This window comes from Paracoccus sp. ME4 (assembly GCF_046736325.1).
Lineage (GTDB): Bacteria > Pseudomonadota > Alphaproteobacteria > Rhodobacterales > Rhodobacteraceae > Paracoccus.
Genome location: NZ_CP151276.1, coordinates 206009 through 227517, shown reverse-complemented (window position 1 = coordinate 227517; position 21509 = coordinate 206009). Strand labels below are relative to the sequence as shown.

Genomic DNA, 21509 nt, shown 5'->3' with positions numbered 1-21509 from the left:
GGGGACCGCGCGCCGCGCCCCGCTGGGGCGCGGCGCGGGCGCGACCGACGGCAGGCCCGCGAATCTCTGGCCAGGGCGGGGCGGACTTGCTAGATATCGCGGGATGAACAGCCACAGCCCCAAGATACGGCCCGTGATCCGCCAGCTGGACGAGGCCACCGCCAACCGCATCGCGGCGGGCGAGGTGGTCGAGCGCCCCGCATCGGCCGTCAAGGAGCTGGTGGAGAACGCGCTGGACGCTGGCGCCACCCGCATCGACATCGCCATCGAGGAGGGCGGCAAGCGCCTGATCCGCGTCACCGATGACGGCTGCGGCATGCTGCACGAAGATCTGCCGCTGGCCCTGTCGCGCCATGCGACCAGCAAGATCGACGGATCGGACCTGCTGGCCATCACCAGCTTTGGCTTTCGCGGCGAGGCGCTGCCGTCGCTTGGCGCGGTCGGGCGGCTGACCATCACCTCGCGCGTCGCGGGGGCCGATGCGGCGGTGATCGCGGTGACCGGGGGCCGGCAGGCACCGGTCCGCCCGGCGGCGGGCAATCCGGGCACCGTGGTCGAGCTGCGCGACCTGTTCTTCGCCACTCCCGCGCGGCTCAAGTTCCTGCGCACCGACCGGGCCGAGACGCAGGCCGTGGCGGACACGCTGCGCCGCCTGGCCATGGCCGCGCCGCATGTGGGCTTTGCCCTGACCGCCGACGGGCGCGAGATCCTGCGCGCGGATGCCGAACAGGGCGACCTGTTCGGCGCGCTCAAGGCGCGGCTGATGCGGATGATGGGCCCCGACTTCATCGACAATGCCCTGCCCATCGACGCGCTGCGCGACGACATCGCGCTGAGCGGCTTCGCCGCGCTGCCCACCTATTCGCGGGGCGCGGCGGTGGCCCAGCACCTGTTCGTGAACGGCAGGCCGGTGCGCGACAAGCTGCTGACCGGGGCGCTTCGGGCGGGCTACATGGATGTGCTGGCCTCGGGGCGGCACCCGGCGGCGGTGCTGTTTCTGGAATGCGACCCGCAGCTGGTGGACGTGAACGTGCACCCGGCCAAGGCCGAGGTGCGGTTCCGCGACCCGCAGGCGGCGCGCGGCCTGATCGTCAGCGCGCTGCGCCATGCGATGGCGGGGGCGGGGCATCGCGCCTCGGGGACGGTCGGGGCGGCGACGCTGGCGGCCTTCCGGCCCGAACCGGCGACGGCGCCGCAGCCCGAACGCCAGCCGACCCTGGCCTGGCAGCCGGACCGCCCCTCGGCGGCGGCCCTCGCGGCGGGGCTTGCCGCGCAGATGCCGGGCTTTGCCGAGACCCCCTCGGCGCGGCTGGAGGCGGAACCCGCGACCGACGCGCCCCCGACAGACGCGCCCCTGGGCGCGGCGCGGGCGCAGATCCATGAGAACTACATCATCGCCCAGACCGCCGACGGGCTGGTCATCGTCGATCAGCACGCCGCCCACGAGCGGCTGGTCTATGAGCGGCTGAAGGCGCAGGCCGCGGCATCGGGCATCCCGTCCCAGGCCCTGCTGATCCCCGAGATCGTGGAGCTGACCCCGGCCGAGGCCGCCCGCATCCTGGCGCTGGCCCCCGATCTGGCGCGGCTTGGCCTGGCGATCGAGCCCTTCGGTCCGGGCGCCGTGGCGCTGCGCGAGGTGCCCGCGATGCTGGCGCGGCTGGACGGCCGGGCGCTGATCCGCGACATCTTGGACGATCTTGACGACCAGGGCGCATCGGACCGGCTGCAGGCGCGGATCGACGCGGTCCTGTCGTCGATGGCCTGCCACGGATCGGTCCGCTCGGGCCGCCGCATGACCGCGGAGGAGATGAACGCCCTTCTGCGCGAGATGGAGCGCACGCCCCGGTCGGGCCAGTGCAACCACGGCCGCCCCACCTGGGTGAGGCTGGCGCTGAGCGACATCGAACGGCTGTTCGGGCGGCGCGACTGACCGCCACGCCCCGCTTGACCGCGCGCCGCGCCCGGCCGATGCTGGCCCGCGCAACCGGAGACATGCCATGCTGCCGATCGCCTTGGACAAGATCGCCCATATCATCATCCAGGCCCGCGACCATGACAGCGGGGTGAACCCCTGGGCGCATCAGGGGGGCGGGCGCCAGCACGGCACGCGCCACGCGCTGCACGACTTCATCGCCGACCTGAACGAGGACGAGCAGGCCGCGCTGGTGGCGGTCATGTGGATCGGGCGCGACAGCTTCGAGCCGGAGGAGCTGGATGAGGCGATGCGCACCGCCCGCGCCGAGCGCACGGTGCCGACCGAGGACTACCTGATGGGAGAGCCCCGCCTGGCCGATCTGCTGGAGGCGGGGCTGGAGGCCCTGGGCATCCCGCCCGAGGCCGCGGAGGACGATCTGCACCGTCCCGTGTGACGGACCCGGCGGCCGCAGCCGCCCGGCCCACGGTCAGCCCTGCGGGGTGATGCGGATCAGCTGGCCGTTCTCCTCGTCGGTGATGACGTAGATGGCGCCGTCCCGGCCCACCTCGACCTCGCGCACGCGGCCGATGCCCTGGGCGTGGCGGTCCTCTCCCATCACCCGGTTCTCCTGGATGTCCAACCGGATGATGTCGGCCGATTGCAGCCCGCCCAGCAGGGCGTGTCCCTGCCATTCGGGGAACAGGTCGCCCTCATAGAAGGTCATGCCGCTCAGCGCGGGCGAGGGGTCCCAGTAATAGACCGGCTGGTCGGTCCCCTCGACCTGGGTCTGGCCCATCTGGGCACCGCTGTAGTCGGTGCCGTAGGTGGCCAGGGGCCAGCCGTAGTTCCGGCCGCCCTCGATCGCGTTCAGCTCGTCGCCGCCGCGGGGGCCGTGCTCGTTCATCCACAGCTGCCCGTCGGGACCCATGGCCGCGCCTTGGATGTTGCGGTGGCCGATGGACCAGATCTCGGGCAGCGCGCCCTCGATGCCCGCGCCGGCGGGGCTGCCATCCATCGCGTCGATGCGGATGATCTTGCCCAGGGTGGCCTGCGGGTCCTGCGCATACTGGCGCGGTTCGGGGTCGCTGCGCTCTCCCAAGCCCACGAAGATGTGGCCCTCGCCATCATGCACGATGCGCGCGCCGAAGTGCTTGGTCGAGGCCCAGGCCGGCTGCTGCTGCCAGATGCGCTGCACCTCGGTCATGGTGGTGCCGTCCTGGGACAGCACGCCGGTCGCGACGGCGGTGGCGTTGGTGCCGTCGCCCCGCGGTTCGGCATAGGTCCACCAGACGCGGCGGGTCTGGGCGAAATCCTCGGCGACCGACACGTCGTGCAGGCCGCCCTGATCGCGGGCATCGACCTCGGGCAGGCCCTCGATCGGCTCGGACAAGGTGCCGTTGCCGTCATAGATGCGCATCCGCCCCGGCCGTTCGGTGATCAGCCACTGTCCGTCGGGCAGTTCGGTCAGACCCCAGGGATGCTCCAGCCCCTCGATCAGCACGCGCTGCGTCAGGGCGACATTGCCCGAGGTCAGCTCCGGCGCGCGGGTCTGACCCTCGAAGGCGGGCTCCTGATTGTAGGCGGCGCCATGGGGGGCGGCGGCGTTGAAGTCCTGCGCCATGGCCATCGTCGTCAGCAGTCCGGCGGCGGCAAGGGTCGTCAGGCTCGTGGTCGTGCGATGGGCGCGGCGCGTCATGGGGTCCTCCGGAACAGATGAATACGCGGGTCAATCCGCGCGCCCCGGTTGCGTTCCCGGCCGCCCCGTCACGATGGTGTCAGCCCCTCGTGAACGCCCGGCTGGAGCCGCGCCAGATGCTGGCGATAGAGAGCCTCGGCCCGCCCCCAGGCCCCCTCCTGTGGCGCGTCCAGCGCCTCCAGCACGGGCAGCAGCTGGGCCGCGTAATCCTCGCTGCTCTCGCGCGGCAGCATCGAGGGCAGGTTGTCGATCGCCATCACATCCAGCACCGGGGCCTCGGCCACGCGCAGGACCGGCGCCTGCCAGTCGGTCGTGCGGTCATAGACCTTGATCGGGGAGAAATCGCTGGTCGGGTCGCAGGCCACGTCGCCGATGACGCCAAGGGTGCGGCCCGGCCTGACGGCCTCGGGCGCGACGAAGACCGGCGCGCCGGGATGGGCCAGGATCGCGTTGATCAGGATGTCGTGCATCAGAATCTCGGGGAAGGGGCCGCCATGGGCGGTCTCGGCCATGTCCCAGCCCGTGACGCGGACCCCCATCGCGGTCAGCAGGTCCGACGCGCCGCTGCCGACGCGGCCCTTGGCGCCGATGACGATGGCGCGGGGCCGCGGGCGGCCTGTGGCATCCATGCGCGCGCGCAGGTCGTCCTGCATCAGGTGGCGGTCGGGATAGGCCCGGACCGGCGGGCAGATCCCGCCCGACTGCTGCGCGGCCCAGGCCATCAGCGACACCGCCGCCCCCGCATAGCCCGCCCAATAGCCGAAGGCCGCCAGCCGCCGCCCGGTCTCGTCCGTCAGGTATTCCAGGTCCAGAAGCGTCCCGCCCCCGTCGCGGAACCGGCCCTGCAGCACCTGCCCGGCGGGCTGGCCCTTGAAGGCATGGCCGAACATGATGTGGCGGTGCGTCAGGGGCGTGCCGTTCTCGGGCAGCTCCTTGAGGCCAAAGATGATCGCATCGGCAGGGGCGCCGGGCCAGCTGCCCTCGGGCGCGACGGCCGCACCGGCGGCGGCGTAATCCTCGGTGGGGATGACGCGGCGGGCGCTGTCCTCGACCGTGACGCGCATGCCGCGCGCGATCAGGTGCCGGACCCCGTCCGGGGTGATGCCCACCCGATCCTCGTTCGGGCGACTCTCCGCCCTGACCCACAGATGTGTCATTCCGACCTCCGACCGATCCCCGACAGCCAAGGCTTAGGTCACGCGGCATTCCGCCGCAAGCCGCGGCCGGAACTCCGCGCCCCCCCGTCGGTTCCGCCCCGTCGATCCGAAATCCCGACAGCAACAGGAGGCACCATGCTGCTGACCCGTCGAACCGGCCTGACCCTGGCCGCAACCCTCGCGGCCACCACCGCCCTTCCCGCCCATGCCCAGGACGGCGAGTTCCGCCATGAGGTCGAGGGCGGCGAGGTGGTGATCCATCCCGTCGATCACGCCAGCATGGTGCTGGAGACCCCGGCCGGGGTGATCTATGTCGATCCCGTGGGCGGTGCCGAGGCCTATGCCGAGCTGCCCGCGCCCGACCTGATCCTGATCACGCACGAACATGGCGACCATTACGACCAGCCCACGCTGGACGCCCTGCCCGAGGTGCCGGTGATCGCCAATCCCGCCGTCGCGGGCATGCTGCCAGAGGCCATGGCCGGGCGCGCCACCACGATGGAGAACGGCGACACCGGAGAGGCCCTGGGCCTGCCGGTCGAGGCGATCCCCGCCTACAACACGACCGAGGACCGGCTGCAGAACCATCCGCAGGGCCGCGACAACGGCTATGTGCTGACCGTCGGGGGTTCGCGCTTCCTGATCGCCGGCGATACCGAGGACACGCCCGAACTGCGCGCGCTGACCGATATCGACGTGGCCTTCCTGCCGATGAACCTGCCCTACACCATGTCGGTCGAGCAGGCGGCCGAGGCCGTCGCGGCCTTCGCCCCCGCGGTCGTCTATCCCTATCACCACCGCGGCAGCGACCTGGAGGCGTTCACCCGCCTGGTGGAGGAGAGCGGCGCCCCGACCGAGGTCGTGATCGCGCCGTGGTATCCCGAGGGCGAGGGGTCCTGACCTAAAACGGCACCTTTGCCGAGAACCCGCTCTGCACCCCGCTGTCGGGGTGGCGGAACCGCAGGCTCTCGGCATGCAGCATCAGGCGGGGGTGGTCGGCGGCCGCCCCCGTCGCGTACAGCGGATCGCCCAAGATCGGGTGGCCCAGGGACGCCATGTGGACGCGCAGCTGATGGCTGCGCCCGGTCACCGGCATCAGCCGCACGCGGGTCTCCCCGTCGGTCGCGCGCACCACGCGCCAGTCGGTCTGGGCAGGACGGCCCTCGGCATGGTCCACCTTCTGGCGCGGCCGGTTCGGCCAGTCGACGATCAGCGGCAGATCGACCCGGCCCGTCGCAGGCTCCAGCCGCCCGGCCAGCCGCGCGACATAGACCTTGCGGGTCTGCCGCTCCTCGAACTGCCTGGACAGGTGGCGCTGCGCATGGGGCGTCAGCGCAAAGACCATGACCCCCGACGTGTCCAGGTCCAGCCGATGCACCAGCAGCACGGTCGGAAAGGCGCCGCGCAGCCGCGCGATCAGGCAGTCGGCCCGATCCTCCCCGCGCCCCGGCACCGACAGCAGACCCGCCTGCTTGTCCACGACCAGGACCTGATCGTCGGCATGCAGGATGACCGGCGCATCGGGCGGCGGCGCATAGACGAAATCGCTCATTTCCAGACGAGGCGGACCGCCAGCCCCGCGAACATCACGGCGGCGATCTTGTTGACCAGCCCCAGACGCTTGCCGATCACCGCCCCGGCCAGCCCGCCGACGATGCCATAGCCCATCGTGACCAGCGTCCCGGTGAAGGCGAAGATCAGCCCCAGCCCCAGGATCTGCTGCCAGACCGGCCCCCAGGCCGGGTTGGTGAACTGCGGCAGGAAGGCCAGCAGGAACAGCACCGGCTTGGGGTTCAGCGCATTGGACAGGAACCCCCGGCGGATGATGTTCCAGACGCGCACGCTGCCCCGCGCGGACGGGTCCACGTCGCCCGACCGCCAGCTCTTCCAGGCCAGCCACAGCAGATAGGCCGCGCCCGCATACTTGATCGCGCTCAGCGCCTCGGGATGGGCCGCGACGATCGCGCCCAGACCCACGGTGGCCAGCGCCACATGCATCAGCACGCCCAGTCCCACGCCGAACCCCGCCCAGGCCCCGGCCCGCGGCCCGCCCTGGATGCCGCAGGCGCTGGCAAAGAACACGTCCTGCCCGGGCGCGAAGTTCAGGACCAGCCCGCCCGCGATGAAGGCCGTCAGCTGTCCCGCGGGAATGTTCGCCAGCGTCTCCCAGATCATCGCGCGTCCCCGCCTTTGCTCACAGCCGCCCGAAGACGTCGGCCAGGATGGCCGTCAGCGCGTCGGCATCGCGCTGATCGAAGGCGTCGGGCCGGTCGCTGTCGATGTCCAGAACCCCGATCAGCCGTCCGCCCGCGCCCATCACCGGCAGCACGATCTCGGACCGGGTGCTGCTGGAACAGGCGATATGGCCAGGAAAGGCCTCGACATCGGGGACGATCTGCACCGCGCGCGTGCGCGCCGCCGCCCCGCAGACCCCGCGGGCAAAGGGGATGACCAGACAGCCATGCCCGCCCTGATAGGGCCCGATCTTCAGCAGCTCGGGCGCCACCACGCGATAGAATCCGGTCCAGTCGAATCGGTCGTCGGAATGGTGCAGCTCGCAGGCCACGGTGGCCATCAGCGCGACCTCGTCGGTCTCGCCCTCGCACAGGGCCCGGATGCGGGCCGCCAGATCGTCGTAATCGCTCATGCGCCAATCCTTACGCGCGCCCATCGCGACAGGAAAGCCCGCCCCCTTCTTCTTCGGAAAAATATCCCGGGGGGAGTCCGCAGGACGGGGGGCAGCGCCCCCCATTGCCTCGGCCCGCATCCGGAGCCACTGTCGCGGCCATGACCCTGCGCGCCCGCATCCTGATCGTGATCCTGATCGTCCAGACGGCCCTGATCGCGGCCCTGGCGGCGGGCAGCCTGGACCGGCTGCGCCGCGACATCGCGACCGAGACCCGGATGGGCGCCGAGACCGCGCGCAGCCTGGTCCTGGCCACGATCGGCACGATGCAGGGGGCGGTGCCGCCCGACCGGATCATGGCGCTGCTGCCCGAACGGCTGACCCAGCCCCGCCATGCGCGCATCACCATCCTCGACGTTCTGGACGGCCGCGCCCGCCCGCCCGCGGGACCGCCCGCCACGGCGGCGCCGGTGCCGGGCTGGTTCACCGCCCTCGTCGCCCCCGCCCCGCAGGAGATCCGCCTGCCGGTGGTGGTGGCGGGCCGGCCGCGCGGCCTTGTGCTGATCGCGGGCGATCCGGGTCAGGAGATCGCGCGCGCCTGGCGCGACATGCGCGACCTGATGGCGCTGGCCCTCGCGGCGGCGCTGGTCCAGGCGGGGCTGATCGCGGCGGCGCTGGCGCAGGCGCTGCGCCCCGTGGGGACCATCGCCGTGCGCCTGTCGGACATGGCGCGCGGCGTGCTGGAGCCCGCCATCGGCCCTCTACCCCAACCCGACCTGGCGCCGCTGGCCGCCCATGCCGACGCCCTGGCCCGCACCTTGGCGCAGGCCCGCGACGAACGGCGCCGGCTGCAGGCGCAGATCGTCGCGCGGGCCGATGCCGAACGCCAGGCCATCGCCCGCGACCTGCATGACGAGATGGGCCCCTGCCTCTTCGGCCTGCGGGTCGAGGCCGATGCCCTGCGCCATTCCCCCGACCCGGCCACCGTGCAGGCCGCCGCCCAGATCGCGGCCATCGCCGACCAGATCGCCCGCGTGAACCGCGCCCTGCTGGACGACCTGCGCCCGATGGCGGTGGGACAGCTGCCGCTGGCCACGGTGCTGGGCGACTATGTGGACGACCTGAACCGCCGCTTTCCCGACACGCGCTTCGAGCTCGATGTCGCGGCGGGCCTGCCCGAACCGGACGAGTCCACTGCCCTGACGCTGTTCCGCATCCTGCAGGAGGGCACGACCAACGCGCTGCGCCATGCCGGGGCGGACCATGTCGCGATCCGGCTCTGGACCGATCCGGCGCAGTGGCGCATGATCCTGACCGACGATGGCGGCGGGATGGCGGCCGACCGCCCGGAGGGGACCGGGCTGACCGGCATGCGCGAACGCATCACGCTGCTGGGGGGCACGCTGACGGTCGGGCCGGCCTGCCGCACCACCGGGCGGGGCACCCGGTTGGAGGCCGCCCTGCCCCGCCCGCCGCAGATGCCGCCGGAGCCGGACCCCGCCGGACCCGGCCCCGACAAGGACTGGACGACCCCGTGACGAAACGCGCCCTGGTCATCGACGACCACCCGATCACCCATCTGGGCGCCAGCCGCCTGTTGCGAGAGCTGGGCTATGACCCGGTCGGCCAGGCCATGAGCGGCGAGGAGGCGCTGGAACAGCTGTCCCGCGACGCGGCGCCCGACCTGATCGTCCTGGACCTGAACCTGCCCGGCACCGGCGGGATCGACCTGATCGCGCCGCTGCGCGAGGCCGCGCCCGAGGCGCGCATCCTGGTCTTCTCCATGAACGACCAGACGGGCTTTGCGGCCCGCGCCCTGCAGGCGGGGGCGCAGGGCTTCCTGTCCAAGAACGCCCCGCCATCCGATTTCCGCGACGCCGTCCGGCAACTGGAGGCGGACGAGTTCTACCTGTCGCCCAAGCAGGCCCTGGCGCTGGCCACGCTGCGCGCGGGCGCGGCGGGCGACCCATTGGGCGCGCTGTCGGACCGCGAACGCCAGGTGCTGGCACTGATCGGGCAGGGCCACGGGCTGCAGGCTATCGCGGATCAGCTGGGCGTCAGCTACAAGACCGCGGCGAACACCTCCTCGGCGCTGAAGAAGAAGCTGGGGGTGGACGGAATCAACGGGTTGATGAAATTCGCGCTGGACAGCGGCGTGTAGGGGGGCGGGATGCTGGCTTGGTTCACCATGGATGCGGAGGCGCCCCCGGGTGCCGCCGACCGCGTGCTGGAGCGGCTGGCCCGCGACCTTGGCGCGCGGGGCCTGCCCGTGGCGGGCGCGGTGCAGCGCAACATCGACCTGGGCCCCGACCGCCCCTGCGACATGGAGATGGTGGTGCTGGGCTCGGACCTGCCGCCGCTGCGGATCTCTCAGTCGCTCGGCCCGGGGGCCGCGGGGTGCCGCCTGGACACATGCGCGCTGGAGATGGCGGTCGCGCGCACCGCGCCGCACCTGCCGGGCGCGGGGTTGGTCATCATCCCCAAGTTCGGCCGGCAGGAGGCCGCGGGGCGCGGCTTTCGCGACCTGATCGGCCAGGCCCTGGGCGACGGGCAGGCAGTCGTCCTCTATGTCCCGCGCCAGCAGCAGGCGGCCTTCCTGGCGTTCGCGGGCGAACTGGCCTGCCGCGTCGCGCCCGCGGACCTGCCCGCCTGGTGCCTGGACCGATTCGCCGCCGTGCCATGACGCAGACGCCCGTCGTCATCGATGCGCGCGACCTGCTGTGCCCGCTGCCGGTGCTGCGGCTGCGCAAGGTGCTGGCGGCGCTGCCCGCGGGGGCGCTCTGCCGCCTGATCGCGACCGATCGCATGGCGATGGTCGATGTGCCGCATTTCTGCGAGGCCGGGGGCCATGCCATGGTGCGTCTGGACGATCCGGGCGACGGCACGCTGGACTTCACCATCCGCAAGGGCAGCCCTGCCCCGGCGGATGGCGGCGGCCCCGCCCCATCCGGGGACGCAGACTGACATGACGATGCCCTTCCTTTCCGCGCGCAAGCGCCTGTCGGAACTGACCGAGCAGGAGATCGTGGCCCTGGCCATCGCCTCCGAGGAGGACGACGCCCGCATCTATCGCCACTGGGCGGCCTTCCTGCGCCGCGACTATCCGGCCAGCGCCGCCGTCTTCGACGCCATGAGCGCCGAGGAGGACACCCACCGCCGCCTGCTCCTCGAGGTGCATCAGCGCCGGTGGGGCGAAGCGATCCCGGTGATCCGGCGCGAGCATGTCGCGGGCTATCTGACCCGCCGCCCCGCCTGGATGATGGAGACGCTGTCGCTGGAGACGATCCGCGCCGAGGCCGCCGGGATGGAGCGCGACGCGGCCGACTTCTATGCCCATGCCGCCCAGGTCAGCCAGGATGCGGGCACGCGCAAGCTGCTGGGCGACCTGGCCGCCGCCGAACGCGGCCATGAGAACCGCGCCCACGAGCTGTCCGAGGCCCTGCTGCCCGCCGATGCCCGCGCCGAGGAGGATGCCGTCGCCCATCGCGACTTCGTCCTGACCTGGGTGCAGCCGGGGCTGGCGGGGCTGATGGACGGCAGCGTCTCGACCCTGGCGCCGATCTTTGCGGTGGCCTTTGCCACGCAGGACCCCTGGACGACCTTCCTGGTGGGCGCCGCCGCCAGCATCGGCGCGGGCATCAGCATGGGCTTCACCGAGGCCGCCTCTGACGACGGGGTCGTGTCGGGACGCGGATCGCCGCTGAAGCGCGGCCTGTCGTCGGGGGTGATGACCACCGTCGGCGGGATGGGACACGCGCTGCCCTATCTGATCCCCGATTTCTGGACCGCGACCACCATCGCCATCCTGGTCGTCTTCGTCGAGCTGTGGGCCATCGCCTGGATCCAGAACCGCTGGATGCAGACGCCCTTCTGGCGCGCGACCTTGCAAGTCGTGGTGGGGGGTGGTCTGGTGCTGGCCGTGGGGGTGCTGATCGGATCGGGCTGACGGCCCCCGCCCGGGGGCCAGATGACCGAGATCCTGCTGAAGACCCTGCCCTTCTTCGCCCTGATCGGGCTGGGCTGGGTCGCCGCCGCCACGCGGTTCTTCCCCGCCCAGGGCGCGGCCTGGCTGACGAAGTTCGTCTTCTATTTCGCGCTGTCGGCGATGCTGTTCCGCTTCGCGGCCGGGGTCGATCTGGGCCGGCTGTTCGATCTGCGCTTCGTGCTGGCCTATCTGGCCGGGTCCACGGCGGTCTGGGCGACGGGCCTCTGGGTCGCGCGCGCCCGCGGCCTGTACCTGGCCGAGGCCGCGATGGAGGCGCAGTGCTGCATGACCGGCAACACCGGCTTTCTGGGCGTGCCGATGCTGGTCGTGCTGCTGGGGCCGGCGGCGATCGGGCCGGTGCTGATGGTGCTGATCATCGACATGCTGGTCTTTTCCACGCTGATCACGCTGATCGTGCATGCCTCGCGCAATGGCGGGGTCGGCGTCGCCGCCATCCTGCCGGTGCTGCGCGGGATCGCCGCCAACCCGATGATCCTGGCGATGGTCGCGGGCCTGTCCTGGGGCGGGCTGGGCCTGCCCATGCCCGGCCCCTTGGACGAGTTCCTGTCGATCCTGGGCGCGGCCGCGACGCCCGGCGCGCTGTTCGCCATCGGCGCCAGCCTGGCGGGGCGCAGCCTGGCGCGGCTGGCGCCCTCGGCCTGGCTGTCGGGGGCCAAGCTGGTCCTGCATCCGGCAGCCGTGGGTCTGGCGGCCTGGGGATTCGGCGTCGATCCGGTCGCGGCGGGGGTGATGGTGGTCGCGGCGGGCCTGCCGGTCGCGGGCAACGTCTATATCCTGGCCCAGCATTTCGGGCTGGCGCAGCAGCGGGTGTCGACCGCGATCCTGATCTCGACCGCGGCCAGCATCCTGACCATCCCCGCACTGATCCTGCTGATCGGAGCCTAGGCCCGCGCGGCCAGCATCGCCTCCTCCAGGATGTCCAGCGCCTGCGCGAACTGGTCGTCCGGGATGGTCAGCGGCGCCAGGAAGCGGATCACGTTGCCATGCACCCCGCAGGTCAGCAGCAGCAGCCCCCGCGCCAGCGCCTGCTCGCGCACCCGCGCCGTCAGGCCTGCATCGGGCCCGTCCGGGCCGATGAATTCGGCCGCGACCATGAAGCCCGGCCCCCGGATGTCGGCCAGCTCCGGCATGCGGGGCCGGATCGCCTCCAGCCGCGCCTTCAGGCCCGCGCCAAGGCGGTCGGCGCGGGCGCAGAGTTCCTCCTCCTCAATGACGTCCAGCACCGCCAGGCCCGCCGCGATCCCCAGGGGGTTGCCGCCATAGGTGCCGCCCAGCCCCCCCGGCTCGGCCGCGTCCATGATCTCGGCCCGGCCGGTGACCGCGGCGATGGGCAGCCCGCCGCCCAGGCCCTTGGCCATGGTCACCAGATCGGCGGCGACGCCGTGATGCTCCATCGCGAACAGGCGGCCGGTACGCGCGAACCCAGTCTGCACCTCGTCCGCGATCATCACGATGCCATGCCGGTCGCACAGCGCCCGGATCGCCACCACGAAATCGGTGGGCGCGGGATAGAAGCCCCCCTCGCCCTGCACCGGTTCGAACACGATGGCGGCGACGCGGGCGGGGTCCAGGTCGGCCTTGAACAGCTTGTCGATGGCAGCAAGACTGTCCTCGGTGGTGACCCCATGCAGCGGGCAGGGGAAGGGCGCGTGGAAGACGTCGGGCATCATGCCGCCGAAGCCCTTCTTGTAGGGGACGACCTTGCCGGTCAGCGTCATGCCCATGAAGGTCCGCCCGTGGAACGCGCCGGTGAAGGCGATCACCGCATCGCGCTTCGTGGCCGCGCGGGCGATCTTGACCGCGTTCTCGCAGGCCTCGGCCCCGGTGGTGACAAAGATCGTCTTCTTGGCGAAATCGCCGGGGGTGGCGTCGTTCAGGCGCTCGGCCAAGCGGACGTAATTCTCATAGGGCAGGACTTGGTGGCAGGTATGGGTGAAGGCGTCCAGCTGGGCGCGCACGGCCGCGATCACGCGGGGGTGGCGGTGGCCGGTGTTCACCACCGCGATGCCGGCGGCGAAATCGATCAGGCGGTTGCCCTCGATGTCGGTGACGGTGGCGTTCTCGGCATGGGCCGCGAAATGGTCGGTCATCACGCCCACGCCGCGGGCCATGGCGGCGCGGCGGCGGGTGGCGGTGGCGGCATTGGTCGGGGTCAGGTCCTTCATGGTTCATCCCTCCCTGGATGGCGCCCTCAGCCTAGCGCCTGCCGCCGATGGGTCAAGTTCGGCTCGACGGCGGCGGCGGGCCGCGCTAACCCGGCCGGCGATGCAACGGGAGGAGAACCGGACATGCGCGACATCGCGGACCTGAGGCTGTCGAACATCCTGCTGGCGGTGGATGACGAGGGCATCGCCCGCGTCACCCTGAACCGCCCGGCCAAGCGCAACGCGCTGGACCTGGCCACCATCGAGGAGCTGATCGACATCTTCACCACCCTGCCGCGCGCGGGCGTGCGCGCCGCGATCCTGGATGCGGCGGGCGATCACTTCTGCGCCGGGCTGGACCTGGTGGAACATCACCGCGAGGATCGCAGCGCCGCCGATTTCATGCAGGTCTGCCTGCGTTGGCACGATGCGTTCAACCGGATGGAATATGGCGGCGTGCCGGTCATCGCCGTGCTGCACGGGGCGGTCGTGGGCGGCGGCCTGGAACTAGCCAGCGCCGCGCATATCCGCGTGGCGGGGCCCGGCACCTATTTCGGACTGCCCGAGGGTCAGCGCGGCCTGTTCACCGGCGGCGGTGCCACGATCCGCGTGGCCGACCTGATCGGCAAGGCGCGGATGATCGACATGATGCTGACCGGCCGCCTCTATCGCGGAGACGAGGCCGTGTCGGTGGGCCTCTGCCAGTACATGGTCGAGGACCCGGCCGCCCATGCGCTGCAGATCGCGCGTAAGGCGGCGCAGAACCCGCCGCTGTCGAACTTCGCCATCTGCTCGGCCATCAGCCACATGCAGAACATGAGCGCGCTGGACGCCGCCTATGCCGAATCGGCGGTGGCCGGCGTGGTGAACACCCAGGCCGCGGCCCGCGACCGCCTGGCGGCCTTCGCAGGCGGGACGGCCGACAAGATCAAGCCCGCCTGAGGCGCGCGCCACGCCGCGTCGCGGGCCCTTGGCCCGTGCCGCGGTGGCGGGCGGGCGGGGCTCAATGCCCCGCCCGCCCGCTCCCGGCTCAGGGCATCAGGGTCAGAACCAGCGCGACCACCCCGCCGATCGCCGCAAAGCCCAGCAGCACGAACACCCCGTCCCGCGCCAGCAGGCCGAAGGCCAGCAGGCTGACCACCACGCCCATCAGCGACGAGGTGAAGGGAATGAACTCCAACAGCGGCATCACCAGCCCGCAGCCCAGGCAGATCGCCTGCACCACCCACCGCATCGGGCGGCGCACCAGGGGCGTCAGGCGCTCATGGCTGACCCGGTCCAGGAACCGCGCGGGTCTCTCCATCCAGTCCAGCGCCTTGCGCAGCCTGGCCCCCGCCACCTCGCGCCGGGACAGGAACCCCGGCAGCCAGACATGGTCCCGCCCCATCAGCATCTGCGCCGCGATCAACGCGATCAGCATCCCGCAGATGCTGGAGAACAGCGGGATCCCCGACAGAGGCGACACCACCGCCAGCGCCGGGATCATCAGGTTGGGGGGCAGCGAATCCTGCCCCAACGATTCGACGATCTCGCCGACGCTGACCCGCTCGCCGCCGGCGCCCTCGCGCACGCGGCCGATCAGATCGGTGATGACGGTGTCGTCGCTCATCGCAGTCTCCTGTCTTTCGGAGGGCCAACGCGCCGGGGCGCGGCGGGGTCCCTGATCAGCCCGCGCGCCGTGCCGCCGTCAGCAGCCGGTCCAGCGCCTGCAGGAACCGCGCCCGGTCCGCCTTGCCGAAGGCCGCGCCGCCGCCCTGCCGGAACGGGTCCGCCGCGCGCAGATCGGCCATCAGGTCGCGCGTGGCCAGGCGCGGGCCGATGTTGCGGGCGTCCAGCACCTCTCCGGCATGGGTCAGCACCGCGGCCCCCGCCTTGATGCAGCGATCCGCCAGCGGCAGATCGCCCGTCACCACCACATCGCCCGGACCGCAGCTGTCGGCGATCCACTTGTCGGCCTCGTCCGGGCCCGCCGCCACGATCTGCAGGCGGACCAGCGGATGCGTGGGCATCCTGAGGCCCCCGTTGCAGACCAGCACCATCGGCACACCCATGCGGACGGCCACCCGCTCGGCCTCGGCCTTGACCGGGCAGGCGTCCGCATCGATGTAGAGTGTGGTCATCAGTCGCGCAGCAGTTCGTTGATCGAAGTCTTTGACCGCGTCCGCGCGTCCACCCGCTTGACGATCACCGCACAGTAGAGGTTCACGCCGTTCTTCGACGGCATCGTGCCCGCCACGACGACCGATCCGGCAGGAACCTCGCCATACATGACCTCGCCGGTCTCGCGGTCGACGATCTTGGTGGACTGGCCGATATAGACGCCCATGCCCAGGACCGAACCCTCGCGCACGATGCAGCCCTCGACCACCTCCGAGCGCGCGCCGATGAAGCAGTCATCCTCGATGATGGTCGGCCCCGCCTGCAGCGGCTCCAGCACGCCGCCGATGCCCACGCCGCCCGACAGATGGACGTTCCTGCCGATCTGCGCGCAGGAGCCGACGGTGGCCCAGGTGTCGACCATCGTTCCCTCGCCCACATGGGCGCCCAGGTTGACGAAGGAGGGCATCAGCACCGCGCCCTTGCCGATGAAGGCCGACCGGCGGACGACCGCGCCCGGCACGGCGCGGAACCCCGCGCGGCGCCAGTCGTCCTGGGTCCAGCCCAGGAACTTGGACGGCACCTTGTCCCACCAGTTGGTGCCCTGCGGCCCGCCCGCCATCTCCTCCATGTCGTTCAGCCGGAAGGACAGCAGCACGGCCTTCTTCGCCCATTGGTTCACATGCCAGTCGGCGCCGCGCTTCTCGGCCACGCGCAGGCTGCCGCTGTCCAGACGGTGCAGCGTCTCGCGCACGGCCTCGCGGGCGGGGCCCTGCGTGTCGGGGGTGATCTCGGCGCGGGCCTCCCACGCGGTTTCGATGGCTTGTTCCAGGTCTTGGGTCATCTTGGCCTCTTGCTGCTGTCGCGTCCGGGTGGAAACTGTCGGCCTTGGGCTATAAGCACCAAGGAGGGTCCGCGCAATCCGCGCATGCCCCAAGTCCAGAGGCCCGAATGACCGAACTGCCCGAACAGGACCGCAGCCACCCCCTGCCCGACAGCAGCCGCGACGCGGCGCGGGTCCGCCATGTGCCCGACACGCCCCAGACCCGCGCGCCCTCCTATCAGCTGGCCTTCACCGACCGCGACTTCCTGCTGCGCGAGGAGCTGCGCCCGGTCCGGCTGCAACTGGAGCTGCTGAAGCCGCAGATGATCATGGACGAACACGGCATCGCCTCGACCGTGGTGATGTTCGGCGGCGCGCGCATCCCGGCGCCCGACGGCGCGCCCCGCGACGCGCGCAGCCCGGCCCTGGCGGAACTGTCGGCCTACTACACCGAGGCACGCGACTTCGCCCGCAAGGTCACCGAGCGCAGCCTGGCGCAGGGCGGGACCGAGCTTGTCGTCTGCACCGGCGGCGGCCCCGGCGTGATGGAGGCGGGCAATCTGGGCGCGCACGAGGCCGGCGGCCGGTCCATCGGCCTGGGCATCGTGCTGCCGCACGAGCAGGCGCCGAACCCCTATGTCACCCCGGACCTGTGCTTCAACTTCCACTATTTCGCGATCCGCAAGATGCACTTCCTGATGCGCGCCCGCGCCATCACGGTGTTCCCGGGCGGCTTCGGCACCTTGGACGAGCTGTTCGAGGCGCTGACCCTGATCCAGACCGGCCGCATGGCGCGCATCCCGGTGATCCTGTTCGGGGCCGCGTTCTGGGACGGGATCATCAACTGGCAGGCGCTGGCCCGCGCGGGCACGATCAGCCCCGCCGACCTGGACCTGATCCGCTATGTCGAGACCGCCGAGGAGGCGCTGGCCGTCATGGACGCCTGGCCCGCCGCCGATGCCTGACGCCGCGCTGGCCGATCTGGGCTGGCAGCCCTTCTTCGCCGATCAGTGCGGGGCCGATGACGCGGGGCTGGCGCCCATGCGCGTGGCCTCGGTCCACCGCACGCGGCTGATGGCCGAGACCGGGTCGGGCCAGGTCCGGCTGGACCTGCCGCTGAACGGCACGACGGCGGATTACGCGGTGGGGGACTGGGTGCTGGTCCATCCCGACACCCGCGTGGTCGCGCGCGGGCTGGAGCGTCTGTCGCTGCTCCGGCGCCGGACCGAGGGGGCGCATGTCCGCCAGCTGATCGCGGCCAACGTGGACGTGCTGTTCATCGTCACCTCGTGCAACGACGACTTCAACCCCGCCCGGCTGGAGCGCTATCTGGCGCTTGCCAACGAGGCCGAGACGCATCCCGTCATCGTGCTGACCAAGATCGACAAGATCGACGACCCGGCCCAGTGGCTCGGGCGCGCGCGCGCCCTGCAGCGCGACCTGGAGGTCGTGGCGCTGAACGCGAAATCGCCCAATGCCGCCGCCGTGCTGGCGCCCTGGTGCGGGCCGGGCCGGACGGTGGCGCTGGTCGGATCGTCGGGGGTGGGCAAGTCGACGCTCCTGAACACCCTGTCGGGCCGCGATGCGCAGGCCACCGGCGCGATCCGCGAATCGGACGCCAAGGGGCGGCACACGACCACGGCGCGCTCGCTGCATCCGGTGGCGGGCGGGGGCTGGGTCATCGACACGCCGGGGATGCGCACGCTGCATGTCAGCGACCTGTCCGCCGGGCTGAATCAGCTGTTCGCCGAGATCACCGAGCTGGCGCCGCTCTGCCGCTTCCGCGACTGCACCCATGCCCATGAGCCGGGCTGCGCCGTGCAGGCCGCCGTCGCCGCGGGCACCCTGTCGGCCGAACGTGTCGAACGCTGGCGCAAGCTGGCCGAGGAGAACCGCGCCAACACCCCCGTCCAGACCGGGCCGCGCGGCAACCGCACGACCCTGCCCCGCGGCGGCAAGCGCCGCTGAGCACAGGCGCGGCGGCAGGCGCCGTCAGGCGGTTTCGGCCTCGATCTGGGCGCGGGTCTTGCGGCCGCGTTCGGTCGCGGATTTCAGCTGGCCGCAGGCGGCCATGATGTCCTCGCCGCGCGGGGTGCGGATGGGGCTGGCATAGCCCGCCTTGTAGATGATGTCGGCAAAGGCGTGGATGCGGTTGTTGCTGGACCGCTTGTAGGGCGCGCCGGGCCATTCGTTGAACGGGATCAGGTTGATCTTGGCCGGGATGCCCTCGATCAGCTTGACCAGGCGATGCGCGTCCTCGTCGCTGTCGTTCACGCCGGCCAGCATCACGTATTCGAACGTGATCCGCTCGCTGTTGGTCAGGCGCGGGTAGTCGCGCAGCGCCTCCAGCAGGGTCTCGATGTTCCAGCGCTTGTTGATCGGCACCAGCCGGTCGCGGACCTCATCGGTCGTGGCGTGGAAGCTGACGGCCAGCAGGCAGCCGATCTCGCGCGCGGTGCGGGCGATCTCGGGGACCACGCCGCTGGTGGACAGGGTGATCCGGCGGCGCGACAGGGACAGGCCCTCGCCGTCCATCACCACCTTCATCGCGTCGCGGACGTTGTCGAAGTTGTACAGTGGCTCGCCCATGCCCATCAGGACGATGTTGCTGACCAGCCGCGTCTCGTCCTTGGGCGCGCCCTGGACGGGCCACTCGCCCAGATCGTCGCGCGCCAGCATCAGCTGGCCCACGATCTCGGCCGGGGTCAGGTTGCGCACCAGCTTCTGCGTGCCGGTATGGCAGAAGGAGCAGGTCAGCGTGCAGCCGACCTGGCTGCTGATGCACAGCGTGCCGCGGCCCTCCTCGGGGATGTACACGACCTCGACCTCGTGGCCGCCGGCGATGCGCACCAGATACTTGCGGGTGCCGTCGCTGCTGACCTGGCGGGTCACCATCTCGGGCAGGACGATCTCGAAATGCTCGGCCAGAAGCGCGCGATAGTCCTTGGCCAGGTTGGTCATCTGCGCGAAATCGCGCACGCCCCAGTGATAGACCCACTGCCAGACCTGCCCGAGGCGCATCTTGGCCTGCTTCTCCGGCGTGCCCGCGGCGATCAGCGCGTCGCGCAGCTGCTCGCGCGTCAGGCCGACGATGTTCGTCCGCCCGGTCTGGGGCAGCTTGCGCGGCAGGGTCAGGACATCCTGCGTGATCGGCGCGGACGGGGTCTGATCGGTCATGGAATCACCGGCCTTGGGCTGGGGCATGGAAGGGGATCGGGGCGAAAGACAGCCACATAAGCGAAAGCGGGCCGGAAATCAACCGGCCCGCCCGCATCTGGTCCCGTGACCCTCAGGCCCGGCTTACTGGCAGCTGGACCGCGCGGTGTTGGTCGCGGCGGTGATGCCCGACAGGCTGAACGTGTCCTTGGTGGTGGTGCCGCGGGCCGAACGCCCGGTCACGACCGCGCTGGAACCGCCGCGCAGCGCCGTGATCAGCGCCTCGTCGTCCGACGGGCTGCCGGTCCAGGCGCTCTCGCCCTCGGTGAACAGGTTGAAGGTGCGGCCGCCCACGTCGACCTCGACCGTCGAATCCGGCGCGAAGGGATAGCCGCCGCTGAAGCTGACCTCGCCGTTCTGGCCGGGGCGATAGGCCACGTACAGGCGGATGTCGCCGCGCGTCACCTCGGTCGGCTGACCGTCGCGGGTGTTCAGGGTCGATTTCGGGGGCGAGACGGCCCAGCATTCGCGCGGGTTGTCGCCCGCGAAGACGGTCCAGTCTCCCTCGGTCGCCACGACATTGCTGGACTCTTGTGCAACCGCCGCGCCCAGTCCGGCGATCAGGACAAGACCGGCGCCCATGCCGCGCAGGGTGGTGGTAATCATGCTCTGGCCTCCTGCCAATTCAATTCGCCGCTTCACCCGGCGTTCTTCCTGATTGCTGTGGTCTTTTCAACCATCTGCGGACAGGATAGCGAAAATTGCCGCCCGCGAAAGCCTGCGAACGCGCAATCGCGCAATTGTCAGGCCCGCGCGGCGCCCCCGAAACCCCCGCAGAACGCCAGGAATCGCCCGCATGACCCCTATCCCGATGATCGAACTGTGGCGCGGCGACATGCGCGAGAGCCTGCATGCCGGCCACGCGGTGATCTGCGACAGCCGTGGCGTGGTCGCGGCCTGGGGCGATCCGGATGCGGTGATCTATCCGCGATCGGCCTGCAAGATGATCCAGGCCCTGCCCCTGATCGAGAGCGGGGCGGCCGATGCCGCCGGCCTGACCGACCGGCAGCTGGCCCTGGCCTGCGCCAGCCATTCGGGCGCGGGCGTCCATGTCGAGGCCGTGGGCGCATGGCTGGAGGGGCTGGGCCTGGCCGAGGCCGACCTGCGCTGCGGCAGCCACATGCCCGGCGATCCGGCCGAGAACCGCCGCCTGACCTGTTCCGACCACGCGCCCTGCCAACTGCACAACAACTGTTCGGGCAAGCATGCGGGCTTTCTGACCCTGAACCGGCATCTGGGCGGGGATGCCGACTACATCGAGCCGGACCATCCGGTCCAGCTGGCCGTCCGCGCGGCCTTCGAGGAGGTCACCGGAGAGACCAGCCCCGGCTTCGGCATCGACGGCTGTTCGGCGCCGAACTGGGCCTGCACGGTGGGGGGGCTGGCGCGGGCCATGGCGCGTTTCGCCAACCCCGCCCCGGACCGGCGCGGGCAGGCCATGCGGCGGCTGACCGACGCGATGCGCGGCCACCCCCTGATGGTGGCGGGCGAGGGGCGCGCCTGCACCGAGCTGATGCGCGCCATGGGCGGGACGGTCGCGATCAAGACCGGGGCCGAGGCGGTCTTCGTCGCCATCCTGCCCGAACGGGGCCTGGGCATCGCGCTGAAGATCACCGACGGCGCGACCCGCGCCAGCGAGGCGGCCATCGTGGCGCTGCTGTCGCATCTGGGTGCGCTGGCGGGCGATGATCCGGCGGCGCGGGCGCGGCTTGGCGGTCAAATCGTGAACTGCCGCGGTCGGGCGACGGGCGAATTGCGCCTGTCGGCGGGCTTTCCGGCCTGATCGGGCGGGATCGTCACGAAACCGACGCATCGCCGTGCTTTCATCG

Annotated in this window: 24 protein-coding genes; 13 read left to right on the top strand and 11 right to left on the bottom strand. The window is 71.5% G+C overall.

All coding sequences use genetic code 11. The features are described 5' to 3' along the window. The first annotated feature begins 103 nt into the window (after positions 1–103). On the top strand, positions 104–1930 hold the full coding sequence (gene mutL / locus AACG61_RS01105; protein WP_411838195.1) for a DNA mismatch repair endonuclease MutL: 1827 nt from the start codon (positions 104–106) through the stop codon (positions 1928–1930). Positions 1931–1997: 67 nt separating this feature from the next. After that, positions 1998–2369 carry a DUF3775 domain-containing protein gene (locus AACG61_RS01100; protein ID WP_411838194.1) on the top strand — a complete coding sequence of 124 codons (372 nt, stop codon included), beginning with the start codon at positions 1998–2000 and terminating at the stop codon, positions 2367–2369. Positions 2370–2402: 33 nt separating this feature from the next. Here AACG61_RS01100 and AACG61_RS01095 read toward each other — a convergent pair whose 3' ends face one another. Continuing rightward, complete coding sequence (locus AACG61_RS01095) at positions 2403–3611, bottom strand: PQQ-dependent sugar dehydrogenase (RefSeq protein WP_411838193.1); 1209 nt, start codon at positions 3609–3611, stop codon at positions 2403–2405. Between the two features lie 68 nt (positions 3612–3679). Continuing rightward, positions 3680–4768, bottom strand: coding sequence for a saccharopine dehydrogenase (locus AACG61_RS01090; protein ID WP_411838192.1), 1089 nt, complete (start codon positions 4766–4768; stop codon positions 3680–3682). 135 nt (positions 4769–4903) lie between these two features. Between AACG61_RS01090 and AACG61_RS01085 the strand changes: the two genes are divergently transcribed. Continuing rightward, positions 4904–5668: an MBL fold metallo-hydrolase gene (locus tag AACG61_RS01085; protein WP_411838191.1), complete on the top strand. Its 765-nt coding sequence runs from the start codon at positions 4904–4906 to the stop codon at positions 5666–5668. Position 5669: 1 nt separating this feature from the next. Here the strand turns inward: AACG61_RS01085 and AACG61_RS01080 are convergent, their stop codons facing one another. Genes AACG61_RS01080 through AACG61_RS01070 form a run of 3 tightly spaced genes read right to left on the bottom strand, consistent with a single transcriptional unit; the run spans position 5670 to position 7415 of the window. Beyond that, entirely contained in the window at positions 5670–6320 is a 651-nt protein-coding gene (locus AACG61_RS01080; RefSeq protein WP_411838190.1) for a pseudouridine synthase, read from the bottom strand. Continuing rightward, the gene (locus AACG61_RS01075) at positions 6317–6943 is read right to left on the bottom strand and encodes a LysE family translocator (RefSeq protein ID WP_411838189.1); all 627 of its coding nucleotides are present in this window, start codon (positions 6941–6943) and stop codon (positions 6317–6319) included. The genes AACG61_RS01080 and AACG61_RS01075 overlap by 4 nt, the downstream gene beginning before the upstream one ends. A gap of 19 nt (positions 6944–6962) precedes the next feature. After that, positions 6963–7415, bottom strand: coding sequence for a GAF domain-containing protein (locus AACG61_RS01070; protein ID WP_411838188.1), 453 nt, complete (start codon positions 7413–7415; stop codon positions 6963–6965). 140 nt (positions 7416–7555) lie between these two features. Between AACG61_RS01070 and AACG61_RS01065 the strand changes: the two genes are divergently transcribed. Genes AACG61_RS01065 through AACG61_RS01040 form a run of 6 tightly spaced genes read left to right on the top strand, consistent with a single transcriptional unit; the run spans position 7556 to position 12285 of the window. Continuing rightward, positions 7556–8932, top strand: coding sequence for a histidine kinase (locus AACG61_RS01065; RefSeq protein WP_411838187.1), 1377 nt, complete (start codon positions 7556–7558; stop codon positions 8930–8932). Further along, positions 8929–9555, top strand: a complete 627-nt coding sequence (locus AACG61_RS01060; protein ID WP_411838186.1) for a response regulator — start codon at positions 8929–8931, stop codon at positions 9553–9555. Before AACG61_RS01065 ends, AACG61_RS01060 begins: the two co-directional genes overlap by 4 nt. A gap of 9 nt (positions 9556–9564) precedes the next feature. Continuing rightward, positions 9565–10077 (top strand): DUF2478 domain-containing protein, encoded by a 513-nt coding sequence (locus tag AACG61_RS01055; protein WP_411838185.1) that lies wholly within the window; start codon positions 9565–9567, stop codon positions 10075–10077. Next, the gene (locus tag AACG61_RS01050; protein ID WP_411838184.1) at positions 10074–10358 is read left to right on the top strand and encodes a sulfurtransferase TusA family protein; all 285 of its coding nucleotides are present in this window, start codon (positions 10074–10076) and stop codon (positions 10356–10358) included. The genes AACG61_RS01055 and AACG61_RS01050 overlap by 4 nt, the downstream gene beginning before the upstream one ends. Positions 10359–10365: 7 nt before the next feature. Beyond that, positions 10366–11340: an iron exporter MbfA gene (gene mbfA, locus AACG61_RS01045; protein WP_411838183.1), complete on the top strand. Its 975-nt coding sequence runs from the start codon at positions 10366–10368 to the stop codon at positions 11338–11340. A gap of 21 nt (positions 11341–11361) precedes the next feature. Next, positions 11362–12285, top strand: coding sequence for an AEC family transporter (locus AACG61_RS01040; RefSeq protein ID WP_411838182.1), 924 nt, complete (start codon positions 11362–11364; stop codon positions 12283–12285). On the opposite strand, the gene AACG61_RS01035 is transcribed toward AACG61_RS01040, so the two are convergent. Then, complete coding sequence (locus AACG61_RS01035; RefSeq protein ID WP_411838181.1) at positions 12282–13565, bottom strand: 4-aminobutyrate--2-oxoglutarate transaminase; 1284 nt, start codon at positions 13563–13565, stop codon at positions 12282–12284. The two genes, AACG61_RS01040 and AACG61_RS01035, sit on opposite strands and share 4 nt — an antisense overlap. 123 nt (positions 13566–13688) lie before the next feature. On the opposite strand from AACG61_RS01035, the gene AACG61_RS01030 reads away from it, so the two are divergent. Further along, positions 13689–14486 (top strand): crotonase/enoyl-CoA hydratase family protein, encoded by a 798-nt coding sequence (locus tag AACG61_RS01030; RefSeq protein ID WP_411838180.1) that lies wholly within the window; start codon positions 13689–13691, stop codon positions 14484–14486. An 88-nt stretch (positions 14487–14574) separates the two neighbouring features. Here AACG61_RS01030 and AACG61_RS01025 read toward each other — a convergent pair whose 3' ends face one another. From AACG61_RS01025 to dapD, 3 genes are read right to left on the bottom strand one after another with little or no spacing between them, the layout of a single operon-like run. Further along, complete coding sequence (locus AACG61_RS01025) at positions 14575–15153, bottom strand: exopolysaccharide biosynthesis protein (RefSeq protein ID WP_411838179.1); 579 nt, start codon at positions 15151–15153, stop codon at positions 14575–14577. A gap of 55 nt (positions 15154–15208) precedes the next feature. Continuing rightward, positions 15209–15664, bottom strand: coding sequence for a YaiI/YqxD family protein (locus AACG61_RS01020; protein WP_411838178.1), 456 nt, complete (start codon positions 15662–15664; stop codon positions 15209–15211). After that, on the bottom strand, positions 15664–16485 hold the full coding sequence (dapD, locus tag AACG61_RS01015) for a 2,3,4,5-tetrahydropyridine-2,6-dicarboxylate N-succinyltransferase (protein WP_411838177.1): 822 nt from the start codon (positions 16483–16485) through the stop codon (positions 15664–15666). Before dapD ends, AACG61_RS01020 begins: the two co-directional genes overlap by 1 nt. 107 nt (positions 16486–16592) lie before the next feature. Between dapD and AACG61_RS01010 the strand changes: the two genes are divergently transcribed. Both AACG61_RS01010 and rsgA read left to right on the top strand, forming a co-directional pair. Beyond that, on the top strand, positions 16593–17429 hold the full coding sequence (locus tag AACG61_RS01010; RefSeq protein ID WP_411838176.1) for an LOG family protein: 837 nt from the start codon (positions 16593–16595) through the stop codon (positions 17427–17429). Next, positions 17422–18432 (top strand): ribosome small subunit-dependent GTPase A, encoded by a 1011-nt coding sequence (gene rsgA, locus AACG61_RS01005; protein ID WP_411838175.1) that lies wholly within the window; start codon positions 17422–17424, stop codon positions 18430–18432. Before AACG61_RS01010 ends, rsgA begins: the two co-directional genes overlap by 8 nt. Before the next feature lie 24 nt (positions 18433–18456). Here rsgA and rlmN read toward each other — a convergent pair whose 3' ends face one another. After that, positions 18457–19641, bottom strand: a complete 1185-nt coding sequence (gene rlmN, locus AACG61_RS01000) for a 23S rRNA (adenine(2503)-C(2))-methyltransferase RlmN (RefSeq protein ID WP_411838174.1) — start codon at positions 19639–19641, stop codon at positions 18457–18459. A gap of 123 nt (positions 19642–19764) precedes the next feature. Continuing rightward, the gene (locus AACG61_RS00995; protein WP_411838173.1) at positions 19765–20286 is read right to left on the bottom strand and encodes an invasion associated locus B family protein; all 522 of its coding nucleotides are present in this window, start codon (positions 20284–20286) and stop codon (positions 19765–19767) included. A gap of 190 nt (positions 20287–20476) precedes the next feature. On the opposite strand from AACG61_RS00995, the gene AACG61_RS00990 reads away from it, so the two are divergent. After that, on the top strand, positions 20477–21463 hold the full coding sequence (locus AACG61_RS00990; RefSeq protein WP_411838172.1) for an asparaginase: 987 nt from the start codon (positions 20477–20479) through the stop codon (positions 21461–21463). Positions 21464–21509 lie beyond the last annotated feature (46 nt).